The sequence below is a fragment of the Brevundimonas sp. P7753 genome, from assembly GCF_013386595.1.
GTDB classification, from domain to species: domain Bacteria; phylum Pseudomonadota; class Alphaproteobacteria; order Caulobacterales; family Caulobacteraceae; genus Brevundimonas; species Brevundimonas bullata.
The window spans coordinates 1-26505 of the sequence record NZ_JACARP010000016.1 but is presented as its reverse complement, the minus strand read 5'-3'; the positions used below and the strand labels follow the sequence as shown (position 1 = coordinate 26505).

30 protein-coding genes and 3 tRNA genes are annotated in these 26505 nt (G+C 66.3%); 18 read left to right on the top strand and 15 right to left on the bottom strand.

The features are described from left to right. Positions 1 to 3: 3 nt before the first annotated feature. The 4 genes from rpsA to aroA all read right to left on the bottom strand — a co-directional run bounded on the left by rpsA (position 4) and on the right by aroA (position 4112). Positions 4 to 1707 (bottom strand): 30S ribosomal protein S1, encoded by a 1704-nt coding sequence (gene rpsA, locus HX774_RS03920; RefSeq protein ID WP_114815898.1) that lies wholly within the window; start codon positions 1705 to 1707, stop codon positions 4 to 6. 167 nt (positions 1708 to 1874) lie between these two features. Further along, entirely contained in the window at positions 1875 to 2525 is a 651-nt protein-coding gene (gene cmk / locus HX774_RS03915) for a (d)CMP kinase (RefSeq protein WP_178824415.1), read from the bottom strand. Beyond that, entirely contained in the window at positions 2522 to 2809 is a 288-nt protein-coding gene (locus tag HX774_RS03910) for a hypothetical protein (protein ID WP_178824399.1), read from the bottom strand. The genes cmk and HX774_RS03910 overlap by 4 nt, the downstream gene beginning before the upstream one ends. Then, entirely contained in the window at positions 2802 to 4112 is a 1311-nt protein-coding gene (aroA, locus tag HX774_RS03905) for a 3-phosphoshikimate 1-carboxyvinyltransferase (RefSeq protein ID WP_218650259.1), read from the bottom strand. Before aroA ends, HX774_RS03910 begins: the two co-directional genes overlap by 8 nt. Positions 4113 to 4260: 148 nt before the next feature. On the opposite strand from aroA, the gene HX774_RS03900 reads away from it, so the two are divergent. From HX774_RS03900 to HX774_RS03880, 5 genes are all read left to right on the top strand, one after another. Continuing rightward, positions 4261 to 4728, top strand: coding sequence for a TIGR02300 family protein (locus tag HX774_RS03900; protein ID WP_114815902.1), 468 nt, complete (start codon positions 4261 to 4263; stop codon positions 4726 to 4728). A gap of 250 nt (positions 4729 to 4978) precedes the next feature. Next, positions 4979 to 5054: transfer RNA gene (locus HX774_RS03895), tRNA-Ala, on the top strand. 79 nt (positions 5055 to 5133) lie between these two features. Further along, positions 5134 to 5209: transfer RNA gene (locus HX774_RS03890), tRNA-Ala, on the top strand. Positions 5210 to 5301: 92 nt separating this feature from the next. Beyond that, a complete protein-coding gene (locus HX774_RS03885; RefSeq protein WP_178824396.1) occupies positions 5302 to 5754 on the top strand; it encodes a thermonuclease family protein in 453 nt (150 codons plus the stop codon). Between the two features lie 176 nt (positions 5755 to 5930). Next, on the top strand, positions 5931 to 6842 hold the full coding sequence (locus tag HX774_RS03880) for an isopenicillin N synthase family oxygenase (RefSeq protein ID WP_178824413.1): 912 nt from the start codon (positions 5931 to 5933) through the stop codon (positions 6840 to 6842). A gap of 82 nt (positions 6843 to 6924) precedes the next feature. Here HX774_RS03880 and HX774_RS03875 read toward each other — a convergent pair whose 3' ends face one another. The 3 genes from HX774_RS03875 to HX774_RS03865 all read right to left on the bottom strand — a co-directional run bounded on the left by HX774_RS03875 (position 6925) and on the right by HX774_RS03865 (position 10664). Then, on the bottom strand, positions 6925 to 8817 hold the full coding sequence (locus tag HX774_RS03875; protein WP_178824394.1) for a TadE/TadG family type IV pilus assembly protein: 1893 nt from the start codon (positions 8815 to 8817) through the stop codon (positions 6925 to 6927). A 136-nt stretch (positions 8818 to 8953) separates the two neighbouring features. After that, complete coding sequence (gene mtgA / locus HX774_RS03870; RefSeq protein ID WP_178824392.1) at positions 8954 to 9658, bottom strand: monofunctional biosynthetic peptidoglycan transglycosylase; 705 nt, start codon at positions 9656 to 9658, stop codon at positions 8954 to 8956. A gap of 40 nt (positions 9659 to 9698) precedes the next feature. Next, a complete protein-coding gene (locus tag HX774_RS03865; RefSeq protein WP_178824390.1) occupies positions 9699 to 10664 on the bottom strand; it encodes a WD40 repeat domain-containing protein in 966 nt (321 codons plus the stop codon). Positions 10665 to 10751: 87 nt separating this feature from the next. Between HX774_RS03865 and HX774_RS03860 the strand changes: the two genes are divergently transcribed. Then, a complete protein-coding gene (locus HX774_RS03860) occupies positions 10752 to 11444 on the top strand; it encodes an alpha/beta fold hydrolase (RefSeq protein WP_178824388.1) in 693 nt (230 codons plus the stop codon). A gap of 136 nt (positions 11445 to 11580) precedes the next feature. Here the strand turns inward: HX774_RS03860 and HX774_RS03855 are convergent, their stop codons facing one another. The 4 genes from HX774_RS03855 to HX774_RS03840 all read right to left on the bottom strand — a co-directional run bounded on the left by HX774_RS03855 (position 11581) and on the right by HX774_RS03840 (position 14834). Next, positions 11581 to 11790 (bottom strand): DUF2093 domain-containing protein, encoded by a 210-nt coding sequence (locus HX774_RS03855; protein ID WP_178824386.1) that lies wholly within the window; start codon positions 11788 to 11790, stop codon positions 11581 to 11583. After that, positions 11787 to 12890: a GTP-binding protein gene (locus HX774_RS03850; RefSeq protein ID WP_178824384.1), complete on the bottom strand. Its 1104-nt coding sequence runs from the start codon at positions 12888 to 12890 to the stop codon at positions 11787 to 11789. Before HX774_RS03850 ends, HX774_RS03855 begins: the two co-directional genes overlap by 4 nt. 184 nt (positions 12891 to 13074) lie before the next feature. Next, positions 13075 to 14076: a cation diffusion facilitator family transporter gene (locus HX774_RS03845; RefSeq protein ID WP_178824383.1), complete on the bottom strand. Its 1002-nt coding sequence runs from the start codon at positions 14074 to 14076 to the stop codon at positions 13075 to 13077. Between the two features lie 98 nt (positions 14077 to 14174). Next, on the bottom strand, positions 14175 to 14834 hold the full coding sequence (locus tag HX774_RS03840) for a hypothetical protein (protein ID WP_178824382.1): 660 nt from the start codon (positions 14832 to 14834) through the stop codon (positions 14175 to 14177). 275 nt (positions 14835 to 15109) lie between these two features. On the opposite strand from HX774_RS03840, the gene rplU reads away from it, so the two are divergent. The 11 genes from rplU (at position 15110) to HX774_RS03785 (ending at position 22795) form a co-directional block, all read left to right on the top strand. Continuing rightward, positions 15110 to 15589, top strand: coding sequence for a 50S ribosomal protein L21 (rplU, locus tag HX774_RS03835; RefSeq protein ID WP_178824381.1), 480 nt, complete (start codon positions 15110 to 15112; stop codon positions 15587 to 15589). A gap of 97 nt (positions 15590 to 15686) precedes the next feature. Beyond that, positions 15687 to 15974: a 50S ribosomal protein L27 gene (gene rpmA, locus HX774_RS03830; protein WP_114815913.1), complete on the top strand. Its 288-nt coding sequence runs from the start codon at positions 15687 to 15689 to the stop codon at positions 15972 to 15974. Positions 15975 to 16148: 174 nt separating this feature from the next. Further along, positions 16149 to 16682, top strand: coding sequence for a GNAT family N-acetyltransferase (locus HX774_RS03825; protein WP_178824380.1), 534 nt, complete (start codon positions 16149 to 16151; stop codon positions 16680 to 16682). A 123-nt stretch (positions 16683 to 16805) separates the two neighbouring features. Next, positions 16806 to 16892: transfer RNA gene (locus HX774_RS03820), tRNA-Leu, on the top strand. 156 nt (positions 16893 to 17048) lie between these two features. Beyond that, positions 17049 to 17663, top strand: a complete 615-nt coding sequence (locus HX774_RS03815; protein ID WP_114815915.1) for a ribonuclease D — start codon at positions 17049 to 17051, stop codon at positions 17661 to 17663. A gap of 8 nt (positions 17664 to 17671) precedes the next feature. After that, positions 17672 to 18334 carry an LPS export ABC transporter periplasmic protein LptC gene (gene lptC, locus HX774_RS03810; protein WP_178824379.1) on the top strand — a complete coding sequence of 221 codons (663 nt, stop codon included), beginning with the start codon at positions 17672 to 17674 and terminating at the stop codon, positions 18332 to 18334. Continuing rightward, positions 18331 to 18813 (top strand): LptA/OstA family protein, encoded by a 483-nt coding sequence (locus tag HX774_RS03805; protein ID WP_178824378.1) that lies wholly within the window; start codon positions 18331 to 18333, stop codon positions 18811 to 18813. The genes lptC and HX774_RS03805 overlap by 4 nt, the downstream gene beginning before the upstream one ends. Before the next feature lie 6 nt (positions 18814 to 18819). Beyond that, the gene (lptB, locus tag HX774_RS03800; RefSeq protein WP_178824377.1) at positions 18820 to 19617 is read left to right on the top strand and encodes an LPS export ABC transporter ATP-binding protein; all 798 of its coding nucleotides are present in this window, start codon (positions 18820 to 18822) and stop codon (positions 19615 to 19617) included. 399 nt (positions 19618 to 20016) lie between these two features. Further along, positions 20017 to 21528, top strand: a complete 1512-nt coding sequence (gene rpoN, locus HX774_RS03795) for an RNA polymerase factor sigma-54 (protein WP_178824376.1) — start codon at positions 20017 to 20019, stop codon at positions 21526 to 21528. Between the two features lie 76 nt (positions 21529 to 21604). Further along, positions 21605 to 22252: a ribosome hibernation-promoting factor, HPF/YfiA family gene (gene hpf, locus HX774_RS03790; protein ID WP_178824375.1), complete on the top strand. Its 648-nt coding sequence runs from the start codon at positions 21605 to 21607 to the stop codon at positions 22250 to 22252. A 78-nt stretch (positions 22253 to 22330) separates the two neighbouring features. Further along, a complete protein-coding gene (locus HX774_RS03785) occupies positions 22331 to 22795 on the top strand; it encodes a PTS sugar transporter subunit IIA (RefSeq protein WP_178824374.1) in 465 nt (154 codons plus the stop codon). Between the two features lie 170 nt (positions 22796 to 22965). Here HX774_RS03785 and HX774_RS03780 read toward each other — a convergent pair whose 3' ends face one another. Both HX774_RS03780 and HX774_RS03775 read right to left on the bottom strand, forming a co-directional pair. Then, on the bottom strand, positions 22966 to 23217 hold the full coding sequence (locus HX774_RS03780; RefSeq protein WP_114815921.1) for a DUF1150 family protein: 252 nt from the start codon (positions 23215 to 23217) through the stop codon (positions 22966 to 22968). A gap of 59 nt (positions 23218 to 23276) precedes the next feature. Continuing rightward, a complete protein-coding gene (locus HX774_RS03775; RefSeq protein ID WP_114815922.1) occupies positions 23277 to 23696 on the bottom strand; it encodes an Hsp20 family protein in 420 nt (139 codons plus the stop codon). Between the two features lie 207 nt (positions 23697 to 23903). Here HX774_RS03775 and HX774_RS03770 point away from each other — a divergent pair, with 207 nt between their 5' ends. Further along, positions 23904 to 24578: an OmpA family protein gene (locus HX774_RS03770; protein ID WP_178824373.1), complete on the top strand. Its 675-nt coding sequence runs from the start codon at positions 23904 to 23906 to the stop codon at positions 24576 to 24578. A 73-nt stretch (positions 24579 to 24651) separates the two neighbouring features. Here the strand turns inward: HX774_RS03770 and HX774_RS03765 are convergent, their stop codons facing one another. After that, positions 24652 to 25971, bottom strand: coding sequence for a UDP-glucose/GDP-mannose dehydrogenase family protein (locus HX774_RS03765; protein ID WP_178824372.1), 1320 nt, complete (start codon positions 25969 to 25971; stop codon positions 24652 to 24654). A gap of 174 nt (positions 25972 to 26145) precedes the next feature. Further along, positions 26146 to 26505 (bottom strand): OmpA family protein (locus HX774_RS03760; RefSeq protein WP_178824371.1); only part of this gene is annotated, 360 nt, incomplete at its 5' end.

The following is a 26505-nucleotide window of genomic DNA, read 5'->3' as shown; positions in this document are numbered from 1 at the left end:
CGATTAGTCCTTCGAACCGGCCTTTTCGCGAAGCGCGGCGCCCAGGATGTCTCCCAGCGAAGCGCCCGAGTCCGACGAACCGAACTGTTCGATGGCCTCGGCCTCGTCCTTCATTTCCAGCGCCTTGACCGACACCGAGACGCGGCGCGTGGCCTTGTCGATGCCCGTGATCATGGCGTCGATACGATCGCCGACGGCGAAGCGTTCCGGACGTTGCTCGTTGCGGTCGCGCGACAGGTCCGACTTGCGGACGAAGGCCGTGACCGGCGCGTCGTCTTCACCGAACTTGACTTCGATGCCGCCCGTTTCGATCGACGTCACGGTGACGGTGATCTGCTGGCCACGCTTGTAGACGTCGCCTTCCATCGGGTCGCCGCCGAGCTGCTTGACGCCCAGCGAGACGCGTTCCTTCTCGATGTCGACGTCCAGCACCTTGGCCTTGATCGTTTCGCCCTTGCGGTAACGCTGGATGGCTTCTTCGCCCGACACGTTCCAGTCCAGGTCCGACAGGTGGACCATGCCGTCGATGTCGTTGTCCAGGCCGACGAACAGGCCGAACTCGGTGGCGTTCTTGACTTCGCCTTCGACGGTCGAACCGATCGGGTGAGCCTCGACGAAGGCTTCCCACGGGTTGTTCTGGGCTTGCTTCAGGCCCAGCGAGATGCGGCGCTTGGCGCTGTCGACGTCCAGGACGATGACTTCCACTTCCTGCGAGGTGGAGACGATCTTGCCCGGGTGGACGTTCTTCTTGGTCCAGGACATTTCCGAGACGTGGACCAGGCCTTCGACGCCGGCTTCCAGCTCAACGAACGCACCGTAGTCGGTGATGTTCGTGATGCGGCCCGTGTACTTGGCGTTGACCGGGTACTTGGCTTCGACGCCGTCCCACGGGTCCGACTGCAGCTGCTTCATGCCGAGCGAGATGCGCTGGGTGTCCGGGTTGATCTTGACGATCTGGACCTTGACGGTGTCGCCGACGGCCAGGACCTGCGACGGATGCGAGACGCGCTTCCACGACATGTCGGTGACGTGCAGCAGGCCGTCGATGCCGCCCAGGTCGACGAACGCACCGTAGTCGGTGATGTTCTTGACGACGCCTTCGCGGACTTCACCCTCTTGCAGCTGGCCGACCAGCTCCGTGCGCTGTTCGGCGCGGGCTTCTTCCAGGATGGCGCGACGCGAGACGACGATGTTGCCGCGCGGACGGTCCATTTTCAGAATGGCGAAGGGCTGTTCCTTGCCCATCAGCGGACCGACGTCGCGCACCGGGCGGATGTCGACTTGGCTGCCGGGCAGGAAGGCCGAGGCGCCGCCCAGGTCGACGGTGAAGCCGCCCTTGACGCGACCGACGATGGCGCCGTTGACCGGCTGACCTTCGGCGAAGACGACTTCCAGACGGGTCCAGGCTTCTTCGCGGCGGGCCTTGTCGCGGCTGATGACCGCTTCACCCAGGGCGTTCTCGACGCGTTCCAGATAGACTTCGACGTTGTCGCCGACCTTCGGGATGACGGCGCCTTCGCCGATGCCGAATTCGCGGGCCGGGATACGACCTTCGGTCTTCAGACCGACGTCGATGATCAGGATGTCTTTTTCGATGCCGACGACGCGGCCGTGAACAACCTGGCCTTCGCCGAGGTCGCGACCCTGAAGGGTTTCGTCGAGCAGCGCAGCGAAATCGTCACGCGAGGGATTGTGGGTGTCGGTCATATAGCTCTGGGGTTAAGGCGCGACCGGGTGGCCGCGCACGGGTGGATAGTCAGGGAAAGGAAGAGTCAGGTCGTCAGGACGCGAGGCCGGCGCAGGGGCGCGAACAAAAGATAGCCAGAACGCCCGCGGCAGCCGAGGTCAGGAGCGTTGGATTTGTCCGTCGATCCCTAAAGACCATGTCGGACGCGCGCCGCCTCGACGATACGGCGGGCCGCATCGAAGGCCGCTTCTATACCCAGATCGGTCGTGTCCAGCAAGACCGCGTCGTCGGCCTGGACCATGGGGGCGGAATCCCGACCCGAATCCCGAGCGTCGCGACGGCGGATGTCCTCCAGCATGTCGGCGAAGGCGATCTCCTGCCCCCGCGCCGTCAGCTGCTTCCAGCGCCGCTCAGCGCGGACCTCGGGCGTGGCGGTGACATAGAGCTTGGCTGCGGCTTCCGGGGCGATCACCGTGCCGATGTCGCGTCCGTCCAGAACGGCGCCGCCGGGCTGGCCGGCGAAGTCCTGTTGCAGCTTCAGCAGGGCGGCGCGCACGCCCGGATGGCTGGCGACCCGACTGGCCGCTTCGCCGGCGTCCCGCTCGGTCAGGCGCGGATTGTCCGACAGGCCGCCAAGATCCAGCGAGCGGGCCGCCGCTTCGGCCGCCGCGGCGTCGCCCAGGTCCTGCCCCGCGTCCAGCACCGCCAGACCGACGGCGCGATACAGCAGGCCGGTATCCAGATGAGGCAGGCCGTAATGGGCCGCCAGACGCGCGGCGATGGTGCCCTTGCCCGAGGCGGCGGGGCCGTCGACGGCGATGACGAGCGCTTGGGTCAGGAGTTTGTCTTTCTTGTCACGTCACGAAGGGCGATCAGCAGGCAGAAGACCGCGAAGCCGCCCCCGACCAGAACCGAGACCCCGTAGAAGCCGCTCAGGCCCCAGAAGACAAGCGGCTTGTCACTGAGGGCGACGTCCGGCCCCTTGCCGTGCAGCAGGATTCCCACCTGCCAGCTGCGCCACAGGAAGCGCGCGCCCTCAAAGCTGCACCAGCCCATGAAGCCGGCGGCGAGGACGAACTGAAGCCAGGACCAAAGCCCGGACTTCTTTCGCGCCTCAGCCACGGCCGTCGCCGATGTCCGCGCCCAGCCCGTTCATCAGCGCGACGAAGCCGGGGAAGCTGGTGGCGATCATTTCCGGGTCCAGCACCGAGACCGGCGCTTCGGCGGCCAGACCGAGGATCAGGTGGCTCATGGCGATGCGGTGATCATGGGCGGTGGCGATGGTCGCGCCGCCCTTCACCTGACCACCAGTGACGATGAAGCCCTCGGCTTCTTCCTCCACCGCAACGCCGCAGGCGGTCAGTCCGGCGACCATAAGGGCGATGCGGTCGCTTTCCTTGACCCGCATCTCGCCTATGCCGCGCATGACGGTGCGGCCCTGGGCATAGGCGGCGACCGCCGACAGGATCGGGTATTCGTCGATCATCGAGGCGGCGCGGTCTTCCGGCACCGTCACGCCCTTGAGCGCCGAATAGCGGACGGTAATGTCGCCGACGTCCTCGCCCCCGCTGACGCGACGGTTGGAGATGGTCAGGTCGGCGCCCATCTCGATCCAGGTGTCGAACAGGCCGGTGCGTAGCGGGTTCAGCATGACGCCCTCGACAGTCACTTCCGAACCCGGAACGATCAGGGCCGCCGCCAGGGGGAAGGCCGCCGACGACGGATCGCCCGGCACGGCCACGGCGGTTCCGGTCAGTTTCTGCCCGCCCTTGAGGCGAATGCGCCAGCCCTCGCCCTCCTCGGTTACGTCCACCGTCGCCCCGAAGGCGCGCAGCATCCGCTCGGTATGGTCGCGGCTCTTTTCCGGCTCGACCACGACGGTGTCGCCGGTCGCGTTCAGCCCGGCCAGCAGGATGGCCGACTTGATCTGGGCCGAGGCCACGGTCTGCACATACTCGATACCCTTCAGACCGCCGCCGTGCAGGGTCAGGGGCACACGATCCTCGGCGCCGTTCCAGTCGAAGCGCGCGCCCATGTCGGCCAGGGGCCCGGTGACGCGCTTCATCGGCCGCTTTCTCAGCGAGGCGTCGCCGTCGAAGGTCGCGCTCAGATCAAAGCCGGCGGCGGCCCCCATCAGCAGACGCACGCCGGTCCCCGCGTTGCCGCAGTCGATCACGACGCCGGGGCTGCCAAAGCCGCCGTTGCCTGTCACCCGCCAGCGACCCTCGCCCAGCTGTTCGACGGTCGCGCCAAAGGCCTCGACCGCCCGCGCCGTAGCCAGGATGTCGTCGCCTTCCAGCAGGCCCTCGATCTCGGTCACGCCTTCGGCCATGCCGCCGAAGATGAGCGAGCGGTGCGACATGGATTTGTCGCCCGGAGCGCGGATGGCGCCCTGTAAAGAAACGGAAACGGGACGCGCAGTCAGGGTCGAAGGGGCAGTCACCTGGCCAAAAACTCCGATTGTTCAGGAAACGCCGCGCTGGCGCGGAGAAGAAGGCTTTTGACAGCGGCCCCCTTGGGTGGCAAGGGAGCCGGCCTAATTCCGAAATTCAACTCCTGCCGAAGGTAATCCCGTGGCCAAACCCGAACTGGGCCAAAAGCAGGTCTGCCCGAACTGCCAGGCCAAATTCTACGACCTGAACCGCCGTCCGGCGCACTGCCCCAAGTGCGACGCCGAGTTCGATCCGCTTGAGGAAGCTCTGCGCAACCGCCGCGTTCGCGGCCGCACCGGCCCCGGCTTCGCCGCGGACGACGAGGCCGAGGATCAAGTGGTCGACAAGGCGAAGGACGCCGATGACGAGGACGAGGAGAGCGAACCCTCGACCCCCGAAATCGACGAGGAAGGCCACGAGCCGATCCTGACCCCCGACGACGACGACGACGCTGAGCCCAGCGCCGACGACGCCGGCATGGGCGCCGCTGACGGCGACGACGAAGACGCCCTGGCCGACGACGATGACGACTCGGTGCCCTTCATCGAGGACGAAGACGACGACAGCCTCGACGACGACATCGTCAAGCCGTCGCGCGACGACGACTAGAGCGAAATCGGTCTGGGCGCTGCGCGTCCAGACCCAGATCTTTCGCTCCAGCATAATGCAGCGAGCCTGATTCACGGCATCGGAGGAAGCGCGCCGCGCTTCCGCCTCAACCGATCAGGCTCGACGACCAACGGTCGGAAAAATAAGCGGAAAAAAAGTTGTCAGAGCGGCTTGATCTCTCAAAAGGCCTGACATAGTTTCCGCCCCTCGCTGGGGACCACAATCTCCGGCGAGGCCGACCGAAAGGTTCGGGGCTTTAGCTCAGTTGGTAGAGCGCTTGCATGGCATGCAAGAGGTCAGCGGTTCGACTCCGCTAAGCTCCACCATCGAAGGCCTCGCGGAATCCCGCGGGGCCTTCGTCCATTCTACCCCGGTCCGCCGGTCCATACCCAAGCCGCAAGGCGCGGGGCTTTAGCTCAGTTGGTAGAGCGCTTGCATGGCATGCAAGAGGTCAGCGGTTCGACTCCGCTAAGCTCCACCATCAAAGGCCTCGCGGAACCCCCGCGGGGCCTTTGTCCATTTCAGCGCCCGGTGACGCCCTATCAACCGACGCCCCCTAGTCCCGGCGTCCCTATGCGTTTCCAGACCTTCGCCGCCGCCCTTGTCCTGATCGTGCTGCTGGCCGTGTGGCTGAACGGCGGCGCGTCCGAGGACCGACAGGCCCCCGCTCCTGCGCCCGCCGAGGCCGACCTGAAGTGCCGGGTCGCCTATGTCCACGACGGCGACAGCCTGAGATGCCAGGACGGCGCCCGCATCCGCCTGCACGCGGTCGCGGCGCGCGAGAAGGACGAGACTTGCTCGCCCGGCCACCCCTGCCCCGCCGCCTCGGCCGTTTCGGCCACCCGGATGCTGAAGCGTCTGACCGAGGGCCGTGACCTGGCCTGCCGCACCACCGGCCGCAGCTACGACCGCGTCACCGCCATCTGCTGGACGCCGGAGGGGACAGAGGTGAACTGCGCCATGATCCGCAGCGGCACGACCGTCATCTGGCCCCGCTACAACCGCGAGACGCCGATCTGCGCCTGAGGCCGCCGAGGGCCGAGCGGCGCCGGACTGCCCTTTTTCGAGGATAGGGCGTATGGAAGCCGCCATATTTCCATTCAGAGGCACCATCGCCCGTGAGCTCATCGCAATCCCCGGCCCCGCTGGCCGCCTCCTCCGCCGAGGACAAGACCAAGACCCGCGCCATCGTCCCCGTGTCGATGCAGGGCTATGACGCCGACTTCCAGGCCTTCTCCGACGCCCTCGGCGCCTCGTTCGCCCGCTATGGCTTCGCCGTCATCGCCGACCACGGTCTGGACCAGGCGACCATTGACGCCGCCCTCGCCGACGCCAAGGCCTTCTTCGCCCTGCCCGAAGAGGTGAAGCGCCAGTATCACCAGCCCGGCACGGGCGGCGCACGCGGCCTGACCCCCTTCGGCGTCGAAGCCGCCAAGGGCGCCGCCGCCGTGGACCTGAAGGAGTTCTGGCACGTCGGCCGCGAACTGCCCGAGGGCCATCCCTATCGCCAATATATGCGCGACAACGTCTGGCCGACCGAGATCGAGGGCTTCCAGGCCCACCTCTATGGGATGTTCGAGGCCCTGGATCAGCTGGGCCGCAAGATCCTCAAGGCCATCGCCCGCTACATGAAGCTGGGCGACGACTATTTCGAGGACAAGGTCCAACTGGGCAACAGCGTCCTTCGCATGCTGCACTATCCGCCCGTCCCCGCCGATGCGCCGGGCGTGCGCGCCGGCGCCCATGAGGACATCAACGTCATCACCCTGCTGCTGGGGGCCGAAGAAGCCGGGCTGCAGTTGAAGGACGCCGACGGCGAATGGCTGGACATCGCCCCGCCGCCGGGCGCCCTGGTGGTCAACATCGGCGACATGCTGCAACGCCTGGTCAACCACGTCCTGCCGTCGACGACGCACCGCGTGGTCAATCCCGCGCCTGAGCGTCGCGGCTTCGCCCGCTACTCGACGCCCTTCTTCCTGCACTTCAACCCGGACTTCCCGATCGAGACCCTGCCCTCGACCATTACCCCGGAAAACCCGGACCGCTATGCCGGCAAGACCATCCTGGCCGAGGACTTCCTGATGGAGCGCCTGAAGGAGATCCGCCTGATCTAGGCGGAAGACGCATCCCCAGAACAAGGAAAGGGCCGACGGAGCGATCCGCCGGCCCTTTTTTGCTGGTCCGCCCGTCGCCGCGTCAGCGTGCGATGCGCAGCCGGGTGATGTCGCGGCCAATGGCCTGGAAAGCGTCCTTCAGATCTGTGCCGCTGTTGGCCAGGAAGAAATGCTTGTCCTTGGACGTGGCGCAAACCTCCATCACATCGGCGGCAGTGTCGACAATACCCAGCCTGCCGCGGCTGGACCCAAGATTGAAGCCGACAGTGTAGACGATGACGCCTGCGTCCTTCATGGCCGCGCACATCTTCTCTGACTGCGCGAACGGCTCGCCATTGGTGGCAGAGCAGTTGATGCGACTGTTCGAGCGCCCGCCCGTGTTGGCCGCCACATCCTGGCAGTAGGGCGCATTGAACTCTCCGTCCGTCATGATCACCACCGCCTTCAGCGTCTTGAACGGATCATAGGGCGCAGGCCGAGCGTCACCCGAGAAGATCGAACCGAAATTGGGCGAAACCAGATACCAGCCCCAGCCGATGCCGATCTGACCCGCCGTATTGCCGTCGGGCTTGAGCGAATTGATGCGGGTCGTCAAATCATCACGACTGCTGGTGAGCCCCAGGATCGGCTCGGAACTGCAGGTCGTCGAATACACCCGGCCGACATAAGCGGCGCTCGGCGCCGCGTCGGTATAGGCTTCACGCCCCGTTCTCTCACTGACGCAGTTGGTGGCGGGGAGGCGTGTCATTCCACCGTTTGTGTTGTTGAAAACGAAATACTCGCATCCGCGTGAGGCGCAGTAGGCGGTCCCATCGCTCGTATAATCGTAGTAATTATATCCAGCCGCACCGACAGCAAACCGATTTGCGTCAACTCGCTTTGAAATGAAATGGTTGTTATTTATATTTGTATAGCTTGAACTACGACGACCGAGACCTTTCAGGTCATTGATGTAGACGTATTCTCCGTCCGAAAGTCCGTGATTTTCAGAAGTCATCACAATAGAGCAATCCGAGAGGATGCATTTCTGGAACGTCCCGCCACTCCCATCCTTCGACCCGCTCGTGCTGGCGCCGTCTAGCGTGAACCTATTGTCGTCCCTCTTGGTGACCCGATAGACCTTGCCGTTCAAGGAGGTGATGTTTTTCACATCGTTGATTCGGACCCTGTCGCCGCTGACCAGCCCATGGCCGTTAGAGCGAATCTCCGCCGGATTGGCGCGGGTGACCGAGGTAATGGCTTTCGCATCCTCCAGCCAGCTGGCTCCCGAGATCGGCCTCCCCTTCCTGAGGGAACCGCGCGCGGCGTTGGCCAGCGTCCCGTGCGGCGCCGTGTCGTCGGCGTCCAGCTTGACTGCCCATGCGTAGGGCGCGAGCGCTACCTTGGAATAAAAGGGCTCTTGCTGATCCTGCACCACGATCTTAACCAGTTCCAGGGCGGCGGCATGCAAGTCGTCAATGCTGTCCTCCATCGATCCGGTCGTATCCAGCACCAGCGCAACCTCGACGTTGCGCGACGCGCGCAACACTTCAGAGGAGCTGCCGACCGGCAGACGATCATCCATCAGCGTCCCGTAGGGCGGCAGGACGATGTTGGCGACCAGCACCTTCACCTGAACCTTCGCCGTGGCGATGATGGTGTTTCCATCCAGCCTGAAGTTCGCGGTGTCCCGAAGCAGCTGGCCGTTCTCGTCCGTCTCGAAATAGGAAGGCATATTGGCCTTCAGAGCGGCCAGGCCCGCATTGTTGAGATCAGCGTCTTCGGTGAACGGGGTCCGGGCGGCGGCCAGGGCGGCGGCGTCCAGCGCGTCCTGTAGATTGGCCCTGACCTTTGACGCCTGGTGGATGTCGATGGCGCCCAGGGTGATCATCAGCAGCACCGGCAGGGCCAGGGCGAACATCATCGCCACATTGCCGCGCGTGCCTGCCATGAAGCCCGCCGCGAAACGACGCGTCGCACCCGTCAGTCGGCTCAAACCGTTCTTCACCGTGTCGGCCCCACCTGGAATCGTCGGCGGACGCAGGTCCGCATTTCGGCGAACCGTGACGGATTTCGGTTAAAAGATGCCTCTACGGCGACGGTTAACGCCGCCTTAGAGCGAACATCAGGCTCTAGCGATCAACGCAGGCGTCCAGCCCCTGCTGACGCACCGTGCCCATGGCGGCCTGGATGCGACTGGCCTGACGGCGGACATAGGGGCCGGGATCGGCGGCCCGATAGCGGCGCGGGCTGGGCAGGATGGCGGCCAGGCGGGCGGCCTCGCGCGCCGTCAGGTTCTCGGCGTTCTTGTTGAACCAGTGACGCGAGGCGGCCTCGGCGCCATAGACGCCCGGCGCCCATTCGGCGACGTTCAGATACATCTCCATGATCCGCCGCTTGCCCCAGACGGCCTCGATCAGACCCGTGTAGCCGACCTCCAGACCCTTGCGGACCCAGTCGCGGCTGGGCCAGAGGAAGACGTTCTTGGCGGTCTGCTGACTGATGGTCGAGGCGCCGCGCCGCTTGTCCGAGCCGCGCTGCTCGGCCCGCTCATTGGCCTCCATCGCCTTCTGGATGGCCTCGACGTCAAAGCCGTGGTGCTGACAGAAGCGGGCGTCCTCGGCGGCGATCACCGCCTCGACCAGACGCGGCGAGATATGGTCCAGCGAGCGCCAGCGATAGTCCATGCCGTGACCCGCCGCCGCCTGCTGGACCATCAGGACGGTGAACAGCGGCGGCACGAAGCGATGCAGCACCACTCCGCCGATCGGGATCAGGGCCAGGATCAGCAGCAGGATCAGCAGCGGGCGCCGCTTGCGGGTCTTCGCACGGATCATGCCGCCATCCTGCCGGGCTCAAGCGTCAGCGCAAGCGAGATTACAGCGAGACCACGCCCGCCTGACCGTCTTCGTCGGCCCAGGCAATGCGGGCCGAACCCGCGCTCATGGCCAGGGCGACGATGGGCGCGCCCTTGTCTTCCTTGATGAAGGCCAGCCCCTGCCCCGCCGGATCGGCCCACCAGACGCGGCCGTCGTCCAGACCCGCGGCCAGTCGCCCATGCTGTTCGGCGGCGGCGACGTGGGCGATCAGGGTCGTCTCGTCAAAGCCGATCTCGGTCGCCTCGCGCCCCATCGGGCCATTGGCGCCGATGAAGGGCCACAACACCACGCCCTGCGCGCCCGAAGTCGCCAGCAGCTGGCCCTTGGCCATGAAGGCGAAGCTCTTCACCTTGGTCGGATAGCCGCCCATGCGCATGTTCTTCTGATCCTTCAGCCGCCAGCCGTGCAGTTGCGCGTCCTGCATCGAGGTGACGACGAAGGCGCCGTCGGGCGAGAAGGCCACCGCCAGGTGCGACCCGGCCCAGGCCAGCTTGACCGGCTGCTGCTGCTCGATGCGCGCGTACCACAGGGCCGCCCCGCCATAGGTGGCGGTGGCGATGCGCCGTCCCTTGGGGTCGAAGGCCACGCCGGATACGGTGCGCTCGTGCTGAAAGTCGCGGCGGAAGGCGACATCCTTCACGTCGATCACCGACAGGGTGCGCCCCGCCGAGAAGGCGATCAGGCCTGAAGCCGCCGAGGCGGCGATGGAGTCGATCCACTGCCCCTTGGCGGTGGCCAGCAGCATGGCCTCGCCCTCGCGGCTCCACACCACCTTGCCGTCGTCGCCGCCGGTGACGACGCCCTCGCCCGAGGGGTGGACGGCGGCGCACAGGATGGCGCCGTCATGGACCTCGCTGCGGGCGCCGTTCTCGAACCGCACCGAACCGTCGCCCAGGGCGAAGATCGCGCCCGTCTTGTCGAACAGGGCGGCGGTGACCTGGGCGTCGAAGGAGAAGGTCGTCATGTCGGCTCGCAGGCAGAGAGAAAAGTCAGACGCGCCTCATAGCGCCCCGCGTCGCGTCTGTCGCGCTTCGGGCCTATAGAGCGGCCCATGACCCTGCTGCTAATTCCCGGCTTCATGGCCGACGCCACTCTGTGGGACGCCATGACCGACGATCTGGCCCCGTTCGGGCCTCTGGTCGCCACCGACCTGAGCCGGGGCGAGGACATCGAGACCATGGCCGCCGCCCTCCTCAGCGACGCGCCTGACCGCTTCGTCGCCGTCGGCTTTTCCATGGGCGGCTATGTGGCGCGCGAACTGGCGCGGATCGCGCCGGAGCGGGTCAGCGCCCTCATCCTGATCGCCACTTCGGCGCGCGGCGACACCGAAGAGCTGATCCGCCAGCGCCGCTCCGCCCTGAAGGCCGCACCGAAGGCCTTCAAGGGCCTGAGCCGCCCGGCCATCGTCTCGTCGCTTCATCCCGATCTGGCGACCGATGAGGCCATGATCGCGCGCGTCCGCGACATGGGCCTGAGGCTGGGCGGCGAGGTCTTCCATCGCCAGTCAGCCATGACCCGCGCCGGCGACCTGGGCCGACTGAACGAGATCGCCCAGCCGACCCTGATCATCGCCGCCGACGCCGACCGCCTGCGCGGTCCGGATGAGGCCGAGGAACTGCACCGAGGCATCGCCGGCTCGACCCTGGTTCACATCCCCGACAGCGGCCACATGATCCCGCTGGAACAGCCGCAGGCGCTGGCGAAGGTGATGACGGACTGGCTGGCGGGCCAGCCCACCCTCTAGCCGTCATCCCCGCGAAGGCGGGGACCCAGGCGGCAAGAACGGGCAGAGGTTGCGCCTCTGAAATGCGAACCAGCATAGGCTCCTGACGTCTGTATCCCAGCCTTCGCGGGGATGACGGCAGTTTCAGAACGACAGCTTACTTATGCGTCTCGACCCAGCGCTGGGTCATCAGCGCGCCCGAGGCGTAGGCTTCCTGCAACTCCACGCTCCAGTAGTTGAGCATGTCCAGCGGGATGACCGCGCCCGAGACGGCGCAGACCACATGGTCGCCGCCCTTGACGATCTCGAACTCGGGCGTGCCGTAGATCACCTTGGCCTCGACTCGCGCGCGAGGGGGCGGGTTCATGCTGCGCAGGCCTCGAAACCGGCCTTCAGTTCGGCTTCATTGAGATCGCGGCCGATGAAGACGGCGCGGCTCCAGCGGCGTTCCTTGTCGCCCCAGGGCTTCTGCAAGTCGCCTTCCAGGATCATGTGCACAGCCTGGAAGACCAGACGCCGGTCTTCACCGTCCACGTCGATGATGCCCTTGGCGCGCAGGATGTTCTGCCCCTGCTCGCCCAGCAGCTTGTCCAGCCAGGCGGTGAACTTGGCGCCGTTCAGCGGGCGATCCAGCGTCAGCGAGATGCCCTTGATGTCGTCGTTGTGGGCGTGACCGCGCGGGCCGTGGTCGTGATGATCGTGATCATGTCCATGGTCGTGGTCATGGCCGCAGTGCTCGTCATGGACGTGGTCGTGATCATGGTCATGTCCGCAGTCGGCGTCGTGGACGTGGCCTTCGGCGCCGTGCGGCGGGTTCACGAAGTCGGGGCGGACCTCGACGATGCGTTCCAGATCAAAGCCATGCAGGCCCAGGATCTGATCCAGCGGCACATTGGCGCGCTCGGCGCGAATAATGGGCGCCAGCGGGTTCAGGGCGCGCAGACGGCGCTCGACCGCGGCCAGTTCCTCGTCCGTCGCCAGATCGACCTTGTTCAGGATGATGCGGTCGGCAAACGCCACCTGCTCGCGCGCTTCCTTGGAATCATCCAGGCGCGCCATGACGTGCTTGGCGTCGACCAGGGCGGTGACGCTGTCCAGCTGGGTCTTGGCCTTGACCTCCTCGTCGACGAAGAAGGTCTGGGCCACCGGGCCGGGATCGGCCAGGCCGGTCGTCTCGACGATGATGGCGTCAAAGGCCGGCTTGCCGGGGCGCTGGCGCTTCATCAGGCCCGAGACGACGCGGATCAGGTCGCCGCGCACCGTGCAGCAGACGCAGCCGTTGTTCATCTCGAACACGTCCTCGTCGGCGCCGACCACCAGGTCGTTGTCGATGCCAATCTCGCCGAACTCGTTGACGATGACGGCGTAACGCTTGCCGTGGTCCTCGGTGAGGATGCGGTTCAACAGGGTGGTCTTGCCGGCGCCGAGGTAGCCGGTGAGGACGGTGACGGGAGTCTTCTGGGTCATGGGCGGCTAGATGGAGCTTCAAGAGAAGAAAGAAAAGGGTGCGCGCTTTCCTCCCCACTTGTGGGGAGGGGGACCGCGTAGCGGTGGAGGGGGCGGCGCAGAGGCTGACGGGGAGTCGCCCCCTCCGTCACGTCGGCTTCGCCGCCGCGCCACCTCCCCATGGAATGGGGAGGAAAGCGTGAGCTCAGCAGGTTGGGCAGTCCGGCAAGGCGCCGCTTTCCAACTGGAAGGTCGTGTGGCTGACGCCAAAGCGGCTGCGGGCCACGGCCTGTGCTTCAATCAGAAGCGCGTCGGCGTCGGGCCGGTCGTGGACCAGATGCGCCGTCAGGGCCGTGTCCGTGGTCGACAGGCCCCAGATGTGCAGGTCGTGCACCGCGCTGACGCCCGGCAGAGCCAGGAAGGCGGCGCGGACCTCGGCCACCTCGACGCCGCTCGGCGCGGCGTCCAGCGCCAGATTGACCGAATCCTTCAGCAGACCCCAGGTCCCGATCATGATGACGGCGACGATGGCCAGGCTGACCAGGGCGTCGATCACGGCCCATCCAGTCAACAGGATGACCGCCCCGGCGATGACCACGCCCAGCGACACGGCGGCGTCGGCCATCATGTGCAGATAGGCCCCGCGCACGTTCAGGTCCTTGTGCTGGTCCTTCATGAACAGCAGGGCCGTGCCCAGATTGATGACGAAGCCGATGCCCGCCACCACCATGATGACGCTGGACTGGACGGGCGCAGGCTCGGCCAGCCGCCGCACGGCCTCAAAGGCGATGGCGCCACAGGCGAAGATCAGCAGCAGGGCGTTGCCCAGGGCCGCCAGCACCGTCGCCTTGCCAAAGCCGTAGGTGCGCTTCGGCCCCGCCGCGCGCCGCGCCAGCCAGGCCGCCCCGCCGGCCATGGCCAGCCCCAGAACATCGGACAGGTTGTGGCCCGCATCGGCCATCAGCGCCGCTGAATCGGCCCAGACCCCGGCCCCGAACTCGCAGACCACAAAGGCCAGGTTGACGATCAGACCGACGGCGTAGCGCCAATCGCCCGTATCCACCGGCCCATGATGATGCCCGCCGATGCCGTGCGAATGGCCGTGGCCATGGTCATGACCCGAATGGTCGTGGCCCGCATGAGCGTGCCCCGCCTGGGAATGCCCTGCGTGGGAATGATCGTGGTCGTGTGCGTGATCGTGCGCCATGCAACCCCTGTAGGCCCGCCCGCCGCTCCGCGTCAACGACAACGAACATAAGTCATTGAATGTAAATATATAACCTATCAGCAGCCCAGGGATCGGACCTAGTGCTGATGGGTCATCACCAGCAAGCCGATGACGATCAGGGAGATCCCGAGAATGGCGCCCTCATAGCGCGCCCAGCGCTCCAGCCGCAGGATGGAGTATCCGGCGCTGGCCAGGGCGGACAGCAAGGTCATGCCCAGCACCGTCCCCGCCGCGAAGCTGAGGGTCAGCAGGCCCAGGGCCGTGACGCCCTCGGTCGCCGACGACAGATAGATGGGCAGCAGCACCTCGCCCGGCGTCACCGCCATCATCAGCACCAGCCCCCAGAAGGCGGCGCGGTCCGACACGGCGGGCTCGGGAACCTCGGCCTCAGGCCCCGTCGCCGTGATCGGCTTCTGCAAGGAGGCCCGCGCCAGATAGAAGGCGCCGAAGATAAACAGCAGGGCCGCCGACAGGTGGGGCAGCAGGCCGCCGATCCAGGCGTTCAACGCCAGCCCCGCCGCCACGATCAGCGAGCCGACCAGGGCCGTGGAGGCGATGTGGGCCAGCCCCGCCGTCACCGCGACAGTCATGACCCGCATCAGGCTCCACCGCTGCGCCCGGCCCACCAGAACAAAGGGCAGCCAGTGGGTCGGCATGGCCGCATGCAGGAAGGCCGCGACGAATCCCCCGCCCAGCAGGGAAATCAGGACGGGCTGCTGGAGATCGGGCGGGGACATTCCGGCCCCTTTATACTGTTACTTTGTAACGGTCGAGAGCCCGATTGAACGAATCCGCCGCAAATCCCCTCTCTTACGCGGGCGTTCTTCCTATTGCGAAACAGCGACAAATCAGGCCACATCGCCGCTGCAACGCCGCCTGCGCACGGGTTTTAGCCCCGAAGGCCGCCCTTTCGCGTTGACTCTGGCTCGCCCTTCCGTATATGTCGCCGCTCTTCGCCCGCAGGGTTTCCTGACGGGCGCATTCTTTTTTGCGTTCACGCTGAGGCTTCCAAATGTACGCGGTGATCAAGACCGGCGGAAAGCAGTACCGGGTCCAACCGGGCGATGTGATTGTTGTCGAGAAACTCGACGGCGACGCTGGCGCTGCCGTCAATTTCGGTGAAGTCCTCATGCTGGGCGGCGACAAGGGTGTGACGGTCGGCGCTCCGCTGATCGACGGTGCGGCGGTTGCTGCAACCCTGGTCGAAACCCGCAAGGGCGAGAAGATCAAGATCTTCAAGAAGACCCGTCGTCAGGGCTATCGCCGCACGAACGGCCATCGTCAGATGGAAACCGTCCTGCGCATCACCGGCATCGAAGGCGCCGGCGAGAAAGCCAAATGGGACGGCACGGTCGACCTGATGACCAAGGCTGAAATCAACGCTCGCGCCCGTGGCCTCGCCCCGCGCGTCGAAGCTGTTGAAGCCGAGGCTGCTCCGGCCAAGAAGGCTCCCGCCAAGAAAGCCGCCAAGGCTGAAGGCGCCGAAGCCTAAGCTATTCGCCGGCGCTGGATCAGCGCCAGACCAGATCGTCAGGGTGCGCTCAAATAGGCCGAATGGCCGGTAGCGCCCCAAGAAGAGGAGCAGCAAGATGGCTCATAAGAAATCCGGCGGTTCGTCGCGTAACGGTCGCGACTCTCACTCCAAGCGCCTCGGCGTGAAGAAGTATGGCGGCGAGCACGTGCTGGCCGGCAACATCCTCGTGCGTCAGCGCGGCACCACCTTCCACCCGGGCGACAACGTCGGCCTGGGCCGCGACCACACCCTGTTCGCCACGGCGACCGGCGCTGTGAAGTTCACCACCAAACGTGGTGGCCGTTGTTACGTGTCGATTCTCGCCGCGGCCAACGACGACGCTCAGGCTATGGCCGCCGAGTAACGCGAACTGGACCAAAATCCGGGATCGCGTTGCTCTTAGAAGCCGCGATCCGGACCAGGGAAATATTCCGCGGGGAGTCTGGATCACCAGGCTCCCCGTTTGCGTTTCCCCGCCTCGCTGACCGCCCGAGCCCTGATGAACAAGGACGGCGGTCGCACCAAAGGGGCGTGACCCATGTGCGTGATTGAAACCTCTCCCGTCGTCGAAACCCGGCGTCTCATCCTGCGTGCGCCCGGCGCCCAGGACGTCAGCCGTATCGCGGCCATGGCCAACGACCGCGACATCGCGCGCATGACCCAGCGCATGCCCCACCCCTTCCAGGTGGAAGACGCCGAGGACTTCGTCCTGCACGTCGCCGCCCAGGACCCCAAGCGCGCCAACACCTTCGTCATCGAGCACGAGGACCTGGGGCCGGTCGGCGTCATCGGCCTGTTCGAGAACGAGGATAAGGTGCCCGAGACCGGCTACTGGATCGGTCGCGACTTCTGGGGCCGTGGTTTCGCCACCGAGGCCCTCGAAGGTGCCCTGGTCTGGGCCTCCAAGCGCTGGAAACGCCGCGCCCTGATGGCCGGCCACTTCGCCGACAACCCCGCCTCCGGCCGCGTGCTGGAAAAGGCCGGCTTCCTCTATACGGGCGAGACCCGCCGCGCCTTCAGCCGGGCGCGCGGCGAGATCGCCGACACGCGGATGATGGTCTGGCTGGCGTGATAGAACGCTGATTTCACGTGAGTTTGGTCAACAGTGCAGTTTTTTCCGAGATCGGAAAAAAGCCTGTTGACCGGCCCCGAGGTCCCCCCTATTAGTCCGGGCCTCGGCGGGGCGACCCACCGGGCCCAGGTGGCGGAATTGGTAGACGCGCTGGCTTCAGGTGCCAGTGGCTTAACGGCCGTGGAGGTTCGAGTCCTCTCCTGGGCACCACATTCTCAAGCGGCGTCGTATCCCACGGATACGGCGCCGTTTGTCATTTCAGTCCTGCTTTCATCATCCATAAAGGCGAAGGTTGGCGCTGCGTCCTAGCGATAGCGCGCGGTTCGTCTATGTTGTCGCCCTGATCGACCACCCGAGTTTCTGAGCATGACCGTTTACCTGCACGAAGGCGACCTGCCCGACGGCCTCGACCTCGGCCCCGAGGTTGCGATCGATTCCGAGACCATGGGCCTGCGCTTCCGCCGCGATCCGCTGTGCGTGGTGCAACTGTCTTCGGGCGACGGCGACGCCCATGTCGTGCGGCTGAGCCGCCCCGACTATGACTGCCCCAACCTGAAGCGGCTTCTGGCCGATCCCAAGGTGCTGAAGCTCTTCCACTTCGGCCGCTTCGACATCGGCATGTTCGACCTGCACCTCGGCGTCGAGACCCGCCCGGTCTATTGCACCAAGATCGCCTCCAAGCTGGCCCGCACCTATACCGACCGTCACGGTCTGAAGGACGTGGCGCGCGAACTGGCCGGCGTGGACATGTCCAAGGCCCAGCAGAGCTCGGACTGGGGTTCGCCGGTCCTGTCCCAGGCCCAACTGGACTACGCCGCATCGGACGTCCTCTATCTGCACGCCATCAAGGCCAAGCTGGACGCCATGCTGGAGCGCGAAGGCCGCGCCGAGCTGGCCCGCGCCTGCTTCGACTTCCTGCCCACGCGCTCGCGTCTCGACCTGGCCGGTTGGGACGAGATCGACATCTTCGCGCACGCCTGAGGACCAGCATGAGCGACCGCGACGCCCAGGAAGCGCGCAAGCGCGCCGACGAGGCCCGGGTCGCCCAGGCCGGCGAGCGCTGGCGTGCGCGCTCACGCCGGGTCAAGCTGTATCGCCGCCTCCTGCCCATCGTCATCCTGGTGCTGGCGGGCGGGGCGCTGACCTGGACGGTGTTCCGCACCGTCATGTCGGGGGTCGAACGCAAGGCCAGCGAAAGTCGCGAAATCCGCCTCGACAACCCCATGTTCCACGGCCAGGACGCGCAAGGGCGCTCCTTCGTCCTCGGGGCCAAGGGGGCGATCCGCGACCCGGCCACCGGCCATTTCCGCCTGGTCGGCCCCCTGCTGAAGCTGAACCTCGGCGGACGCAAGGTGACGGAACTGACCGCCGACGGCGGCACCTATATCGAGACCGGCCGCAAGGTGGTGATCGGGCCGAACGTGAAGATTTCGGACGGCGGCTCCGGCTTCGTCCTGACCACGCCGGAAGCCGTGGTCGACACCAACACCGGCGTGGTGACAGGCGACAAGGGCGTACAGGGGCAAGGCCCTCTTGGAACCATAAACGCTTCGTCCTATGCCATCTATGATCAAGGCCAGCGGGTCGTCTTCAGCGGCCAGGGCGACAACAAGATAAGCGGGACCATCAACCCCGCGGGATCCGGCAAATGACCATGTCCAAGTCGAACACCATGATCGCAGGCGCCGCCCTGCTGCTAGCCCTGACGGTCCCCGCAGCATCAGGGGCGCAAAGCCGTGCTGACGCTTCCAAGCAGCCGGTCCAGTACGGCGCCGACGGCGGGGAATACACGCCCAACGGCTTTTCCCTGCGCGGTCGGGCCGAACTGACCCAGGGCGGCAACCGCCTGCGCGCCGACGCCATCACCGGCGTCACCGCCAACGGCGACCTCAGCCGCGTCGAAGCGACCGGCAACGTCTATTTCGTCACCCCGGATCAGAGCATGCGCGGCGACCGCGCCGTCTACACCCTCGGCAACGCCGAGGTCGTGGTGACGGGCGACGTCATCCTGACCCAGGGCAAGAACGTCCTGACCGGCAACCGCCTCGTCTATAACGTCCGCACCGAGAGCGCCCGCATGGAAGGCGGAAACGGCCGCGTCCAGGGCGTCTTCTATCCGCAAGGGAACTGACCCCGCTTGGCGCGCAAGGAACTCTCAGCCCTCAACCTCAATCAGGCGGACGCCGACGACGCGCCCGCCGCTGAAGAGGCGCGCCACACCGGCCTGCGCGTCGAGCACATCGCCCGCAGCTTCGGCCAGCGTCAGGTGGTCAAGGACGTGTCCCTGACCGTCCAACGCGGCGAGGTCTGCGGCCTGCTCGGTCCCAACGGGGCGGGCAAGACCACCTGCTTCTACATGATCACTGGCCTGATCCCGGCCGACAGCGGCTCGATCTGGCTGGACGGCGAAGAGATCACCCAGCAGCCCATGTACCAGCGCGCCCGCATGGGCCTGGGCTATCTGGCGCAGGAAGCCTCCATCTTCCGCGGCATGACGGTCGAGCAGAACATCAAGGCCGTGGTCGAACTGCATCAGAAGACCGCCGCCGGCGTCCGCGACGAGACGACCCGCCTGCTGGAAGAGCTGCGCATCGACCATCTGCGCCTGGCCCCGGCCACCGGCCTGTCGGGCGGCGAGCGTCGCCGCGTCGAGATCGCCCGCGCCCTGGCCGCCCGCCCCAGCTTCATGCTGCTGGACGAACCCTTCGCCGGCATCGACCCCCTGGCCATCGCCGACATCCGTCACGTGATCGGCTACCTGTCCAGCCAGGGCATCGGCGTGCTGATCACCGACCACAACGTGCGCGAGACCCTGGACATCATCGACCGCGTCTCGATCATCTCGGCCGGTTCGGTCCTGTTCGAAGGCACGGCGGACGAGGCCGTTCGCGACCCCGAGGTCCGCCGCGTCTATCTGGGCGAAATGTTCGGCTGACGCCGAGGATCGCGCGCCCGCCTCGCCTCGGGCATCACAATCCGTCCCCGCAATCCCTTGCCCGGCAAGGGACGGACGCCGGCTCGCGCCCCTATAGGTCGCAGGGCTTCGGGATCGACTAGGATCAGCGTCCTGGTCTTTGATATCGTCCCCCGCCGCCTTCGCCCGCCCCACGCCGAGACCGCCGCTCAGCCCGGCCGTCCACGCATCCCTGGCCGTCGCCCGCGCGCCGCCGATTGCACCAATTGCACTGTTTTTTTCTTGGCGCGGTGCAATGCCGCGGCCTCGCAGACCACGCGCCACAGGCCATAGGCTGCGGCGCTCACCCGACGTTAAACTCTCTGCCTCACGATCCCAGCAAGAACCGGGCCACAGGCTCGCGGGAGGGATTGAAACGACGTGATCGGTCAGAGGCTTGAGGTCAGACAGGGTCAGGGGCTGGTCATCACGCCCCAGCTGCAGCAGGCGATCAAGCTGCTGCAACTGTCGAATCTCGAGCTGGAAGCCTACGTCGAGGCCGAGCTGGAAAAGAACCCCCTGTTGCAACGCGACGAGGGCGACCAAGGCGGAGACGGCCCTGCCGAACCCGCGGAAGCCGCCGCCTCGGGCGAGGCCGGCGAACTGCAGTTCACCGAGCCGTCGGGCGACGCCGAGCACGCCATGGATGCGCGCACCGAGGATCTCTACGACGACGCCCCCGGCGAACGCGACGCCGACCGCAAGCGCGACGCGGGCGAAGGCGAACAGCCCGGCCTGTCCGACTGGTCGCGCGCCGGCGCCGGCGGCGGCATGGACGGCGAGGACATGGAGCGCCCCGACACGCGCGACGCCACCCTGTGGGAGCATCTTCAGGCCCAGGCCTCGTCCGCGGGATTCAGCCCCGCCGAACACGCCATCGCCCTGACCCTGATCGACGCCACCGACGAGGGCGGCTATCTGCGCGGCGAGCTTCAGGAATTCGCCGACCGCCTGGGCGTCGATCTGGCGCGAATCGAGGCGGTCCTGGCCGTCTGCCACGGCTTCGAGCCGACCGGGGTCATGGCCCGCTCGGCCCCCGAATGCCTGAAGCTGCAACTGGTCGAACGCAACCGCTTCGACCCGGCCATGGAAGCCCTGCTCGACAATCTGGAGCTGCTGGCGCGGCGCGACCTGCCCGCCCTCCGCAAGGTCTGCGGCGTCGATGGCGAAGACCTGAACGAGATGATCGCCGAGCTGAAGGGCCTGACGCCGCGTCCCGGCGCCGGCTTCGGCGGCGAGCCGGCCCAGACGGTCGTGCCCGACGTCCATGTCCGTCCCGACCCGGCGGGCGGCTGGCGCGTCGAACTGAACAGCGAGACCCTGCCCCGCCTCTTGATGGACAAGCGCTATCACGGCGTGGTCGCCGCGGGCGCCCGGTCGGAAACTGAAAAGACCTTCGTGGCCGAGTGCGCCGCCCAGGCCAGCTGGCTGGTCAAGTCGCTGGACCAGAGAGCCAAGACCATCCTCAAGGTCAGCTCCGAGATCGTGCGCCAGCAGGACGCCTTCTTGGCCTTCGGCGTCGAGTTCCTGCGCCCGCTGAACCTGAAGACCGTGGCCGACGCCATCGGCATGCACGAATCGACGGTCAGCCGCGTCACATCGAACAAGTATGTCTCGACCCCGCGCGGGGTTTTCGAGCTAAAATTCTTCTTCACCGCCGCCATCCAGTCGTCGGACGGCGGCGCCCTGCACTCCGCCGAAGCCGTCCGCCATCGGATCAAGGCCATGATCGACAGCGAAGGCGCAGACGGCGACGTGCTGAGCGACGACCGGATCGTCGAGATCCTCAATGAAACCGGCATCGACATCGCCCGACGCACCGTGGCCAAATACCGGGAAGCCCTTAGAATTCCGTCCTCTGTCCAGAGACGCCGCCTGATGAAGGCCGGCTGATCACGCTGCGGCGAAGCGTCACCACAAATCGGTGATCGGCGTTGACACCAAACGCAACCCGTCGCGTTCTATGCCTATGCAGATCCAAGTCAGCGGCAAGCAAGTGGATGTCGGCGAAGCGCTAAGCTCGCGCATCTCCCAGGAACTCGAAGAGGGAATCGGCAAGTATTTCGCCCGTGGCGGCGATGACGCCGAGGTCGTGGTGTCCAAGGACCGCCACGGCTTCCGCGTCGACTGCTGGGTCCGCCTGGCCTCAGGCCAGAGCCTGGTGACTACGGGCTTCGGCGGCGACGCCCAGGCCGCCTTCTCCGACAGCCTGGACAAGCTGGAGAAGCGGGTTCGTCGCTACAAGCGCCGCCTGAAGGACCACCACATCGGTCCCAAGGGCCTGTCGCCCGAGAAGACCGAAGACGCGGCGCGTGAAGTCGCCGCCATGACCGTCTTCCGCAATCCCGACACGGTCGAGGACGACGCCTTCGGCGAGGCTGGAACGCCCGATGAGCCCCCGCCCGTGGGCATGGTCATCGCCGAAACCGAGTCGGAAATCCGCACCATCACGGTCGGTCGTGCGGTGCTGGAACTGGACATGACCGGCTATCCGATCGTCATGTTCCGCAACGCCGCCCATGGCGGTCTGGCGGTCGTCTATCGCCGCCCGGACGGCAACGTCGGCTGGATCGATCCCGAGCGCACGCTCAAGACGACAAACGGCGCCGGATCGTAAGGCGCTTCCACGCGGAGGGCGAAGGCGCTAGAAGACGCCCGCCCTTCCGCAATGTCGGGTTTGAGCTTCGGGGTCATCATGGACATCGCTGATTTGCTGTCGTCAGGCGGGATCGTCCTGCGGGGCGGCGTCTCATCCAAGCGCCAGGCGCTTCATACGGTGGCCGAGGCCGCTTCCATCGCCCTGGGCATCGATGAAGGCCGGGCGCTGGACGCCCTGCTGGAGCGCGAAGCCCTGGGCTCGACGGGACTGGGGTCCGGCGTCGCCGTGCCCCACGCCCGGGTTGCGGGTCTGGACCGCGTCTGCGCCGTCTTCGTGCGGCTTGAAACGCCGGTGGCCTATGAATCGCTCGATGATCGCCCCGTCGATCTGCTGTTCGCCCTCTTCGCCCCGCTGAACGCGGGCGCCGAACACCTGCGCGCCCTGGCGGCCGTGTCGCGCGCCATGCGTTCGCCGCACCTGCGCGAACACCTGCGTCAGGCCCGCAGCGTCGATGCCGTCCGCGCCCTGTTCGTCAAGGACGCCCCTGTCGCGGCCGCCTGATCACGCGGCGCACGAAGACAGGCCAATAGCGCAGACCCGCTCAAGCAGGCTGACTGGCCGGTAGGGCGCCAAGGATGCACTCAAGTTGAAACGGCCGATAGCGCACAAGGAATGCGCTCAAGCAGGCCGTGAGGCCGGTAGCGCCCCAAGAAGCCCGGTAGCGCCCTGAATCAATGAACCGAGACGGGTTCCAGCTCGTGTGCGGCGGCGGCGGCGAAGGCCGTCTCGCGGTCCAGCATGACCGCCAGCCGTTCGCCGTCGGCGCCGTGAACCGCATAGAGGATCTGTTCGGGATCAATCTCGATGCCCGGAGCCTCGATGTGGGCGTCCGCCATCACGTCCGAAGCGCGGATCGCGCGCACATAGACGAGGTCTGGGGCGCCGAGGCCGGCGAAGTCTTTTTTGTTCATCATCGGCGTCATAGGACCGCCTCCTTACGCTTGACTGAACGCCCGGCGCGCCGGGCGGTTCGACGGCATGCTCAGCCCGTCGTGATGGGAATCCGGCGGACCTGCCGCTCCTGCTCGGGACGAACCATGTCCACATGCAGCAGGCCGTGTTCGAGGCGCGCCTCAGCGACCTCCAGCCCGTCCGCCAGGACGAAGCTGCGGACAAAGCCGCGCGCCGCAATGCCGCGATGCAGGAAGGCCTGTTCGCCCTTGCCGGCGTCGTCGCGCTTGCCGGCGATCGTCAGCTGGCGGCCCTCCAGGGTGATGGCCAGTTCCTCCGGGGCAAAGCCGGCCACAGCCAGACTGATGCGCACCGCCGCCTCGCCGACCTGCTCGACATTATAGGGGGGGTAGCTCTCGGCCGCCGCCTTGGCCGCGCGGTCGATCAGGGCGCGGGTGTGGTCGAACCCAAGCAGAAAGGGGCTGTCAAACAGGATGGTGCGCGTCGTCATGGGGCCCTCGCAAACAAGCGACCTCAGCCGTCCGCGTCCTCCCTGAAGCGGCAAGGACGCCGGCTGTAGGACTACAAATGGTCATGGCGCGTCGGGTGGTCAACCGGAACCCCCGATGTCGCGGCTGTTCACGCGACATACAGGTCGGAACCTTCACTGTAGCGCCGCGTTCTGTCCCCAGTTCCTGCAAATCGAGAGACTAATTTCATGCGCGCCAAACTCGCCGTCGCCAGCATCAGCCTTGCCGCCCTTCTGGGCGCGACCGCCTGCACCACGACCGATCCCTACAGCACGGCCCCGAACCGCAACAACACCGGCACGGGCGCCATCGCCGGCGCCCTGGGCGGCGCCCTTCTGGGCTATCTGACCAACACCTCGAACGGCGAACAGGGCCGTAAGAACGCCCTGATCGGCGCCGGCGTCGGCGCCCTGGCAGGCGCAGGCGTCGGTCAGTACATGGATCGTCAGCAGCGCTCGCTGGAAGCCGAACTGTCCGGCACCGGCGTCGGCGTGGCGCGTCAGGGCGACACCCTGGTGCTGCGCATGCCGTCCGACGTGACCTTCGCCACCAACCAGTCCTCAATCGACACCCGCTTCCTGCCCGTCTTGGCTGATGTAGCGCGCGTGCTGAAGGAATATGATCGTTCGATGATCGATGTCATCGGCCACACCGATTCCTCGGGCGGCGACGCCATCAACCAGCCTCTGTCGGAGCGCCGCGCCTCGTCGGTCGCCACCTATCTGATGGAAAACGGCGTGATCCGCGAACGCCTCTATGTCGCCGGCAACAGCGCGCGCAACCCGATTGGCGACAACAACACGGCCGAGGGCAAGGCCAAGAACCGTCGCGTCGAAATCCTGATCCGTCCGTTCACGGGCTGATTTTCGGCTTTGGCTTCGGCTGGAACGACAAAGGGCGGCGCATCTGCGCCGCCCTTTTTTGTTGCGTTCGGGCTCAGCGAGCGCTCTCGGGTCGACCGATCGAGCTGTAGCGGAAGCCGCGCGCCTTCATATCCTCGGGGCGATAGACGTTTCGCAGATCGACCATGACCGGCTGCTTCAGCAGCAGCTTGATACGATCCAGATCCAGAGCCCGGAACTGGTCCCACTCCGTCATGATGACCACCACATCGGCGCCCTCGACCGCGTCATAGGGGCCGTCACGGAAGACGACGCCGTCCAACATCTTGGCCGCCTCATGCATGCCCTCGGGATCAAAGGCCTGGACCGTCGCCCCCATGGCGATCAGGGCCGGCGCCACGTCCAGCGACGGGGCGTCACGCATGTCGTCGGTGTTAGGCTTGAAGGTCAGGCCCAATAGGGCGACCGTCTTGCCCTTCAGGTCCGCGCCGCCCAGCGCCCGCGCAACGCGATCCGCCATGGCCTTCTTGCGCGCGTCATTGACCTCGACCGTGGTCTCGATCAAGCGCAGCGGCGATCCGGCGTCGGTCGCCGTGCGCACCAGGGCCAGGGTGTCCTTGGGGAAGCAGGAGCCGCCGTAGCCCGGTCCGGCGTGCAGGAATTTGGACCCGATGCGATTGTCCAGGCCAATGCCGCGCGCCACCTGCTGCACGTCGGCGCCCAGGCTCTCGCACAGGTCGGCCATCTCGTTGATAAAGGTGATCTTCAGCGCCAGGAAGGCGTTGGCGGCGTACTTGGTCAGTTCCGACGTGCGACGGCCGGTGAACAGGATCGGCGTCTCGTTGAGGTTCAGCGGACGGTAGAGCTCGGTCATGACCGGGCGGGCCCGTTCGTCCTCGATGCCGACGACAACGCGATCAGGGCGCTTGAAGTCCCCAATGGCCGCGCCTTCGCGAAGAAACTCCGGGTTGGAGACCACGGCGAAATCCGCGTCGGGTCGGCGGGCGCGAATGATGCGCTCGATCTCGTCGCCGGTGCCGACCGGAACCGTCGACTTGGTGACGATGACCGTAAAGCCGTTGATCAGGTCGGCGATCTCTTCTGCGGCGGCATAGACATAGGACAGGTCAGCGTGACCATCGCCGCGTCGTGACGGCGTGCCGACTGCGATGAAGACCGCGTCCGCCGCGCGAATCGCTTCGGCCCCGTCCAGTGCAAAAGACAGGCGCCCATCGCGGACGTTGGCGGCGACCAGATCCTCAAGCCCCGGCTCAAAGATCGGCATACGCCCGGCGTTCAACTGGTCGATCTTGGCCGCATCCTTGTCAACGCAGGTCACGACATGGCCGAAGTCGGCGAAACAGGCTCCGGAAACAAGCCCGACGTAGCCGGTGCCGATCATTGCGACGCGCATGCGCTCATCCTCTTGATGCAATCGGAGCGAGATACCGACCGAGTATGACGTTTGTCAGTCGTCGGCCAGATCATGAACAAAGAAAAAGGGCGGTCGACCCGAATGGATCGACCGCCCTCAATCTTATCGACCTTCGAGGTCATCGGGACCGGCCTAAACCGATCCCTCTGAACCTTAGAAGTTGATGTCGATGGTGGCGCGACGGTTCAGCGGCTCACGCACGCCGTCGGCCGTCGGCTTGGCCAGGTTGGTTTCACCCTTGCCGTCGAGGGCGATCACGCCGCCGTTGACGCCTTGGGCGACCAGGGCGTCCGCAACGGTGCGCGAACGACGGTTGGACAGGCCGAGGTTGTAGGCAGGCGAACCCGAGGTGTCGGTGTAACCGACGATCAGGACGCGGGTCGGAGCGCCCGACTTGGCGTAGTTGGCGGCTTGCGTCACCACCGAACGGGCTTCAGCCGTCAGGTCCGAGCGATCCCAGTCGAAGTAGACCACGAACTGACGCGCAGCCGGCTTGGCCGGAGGCGGCGGAGG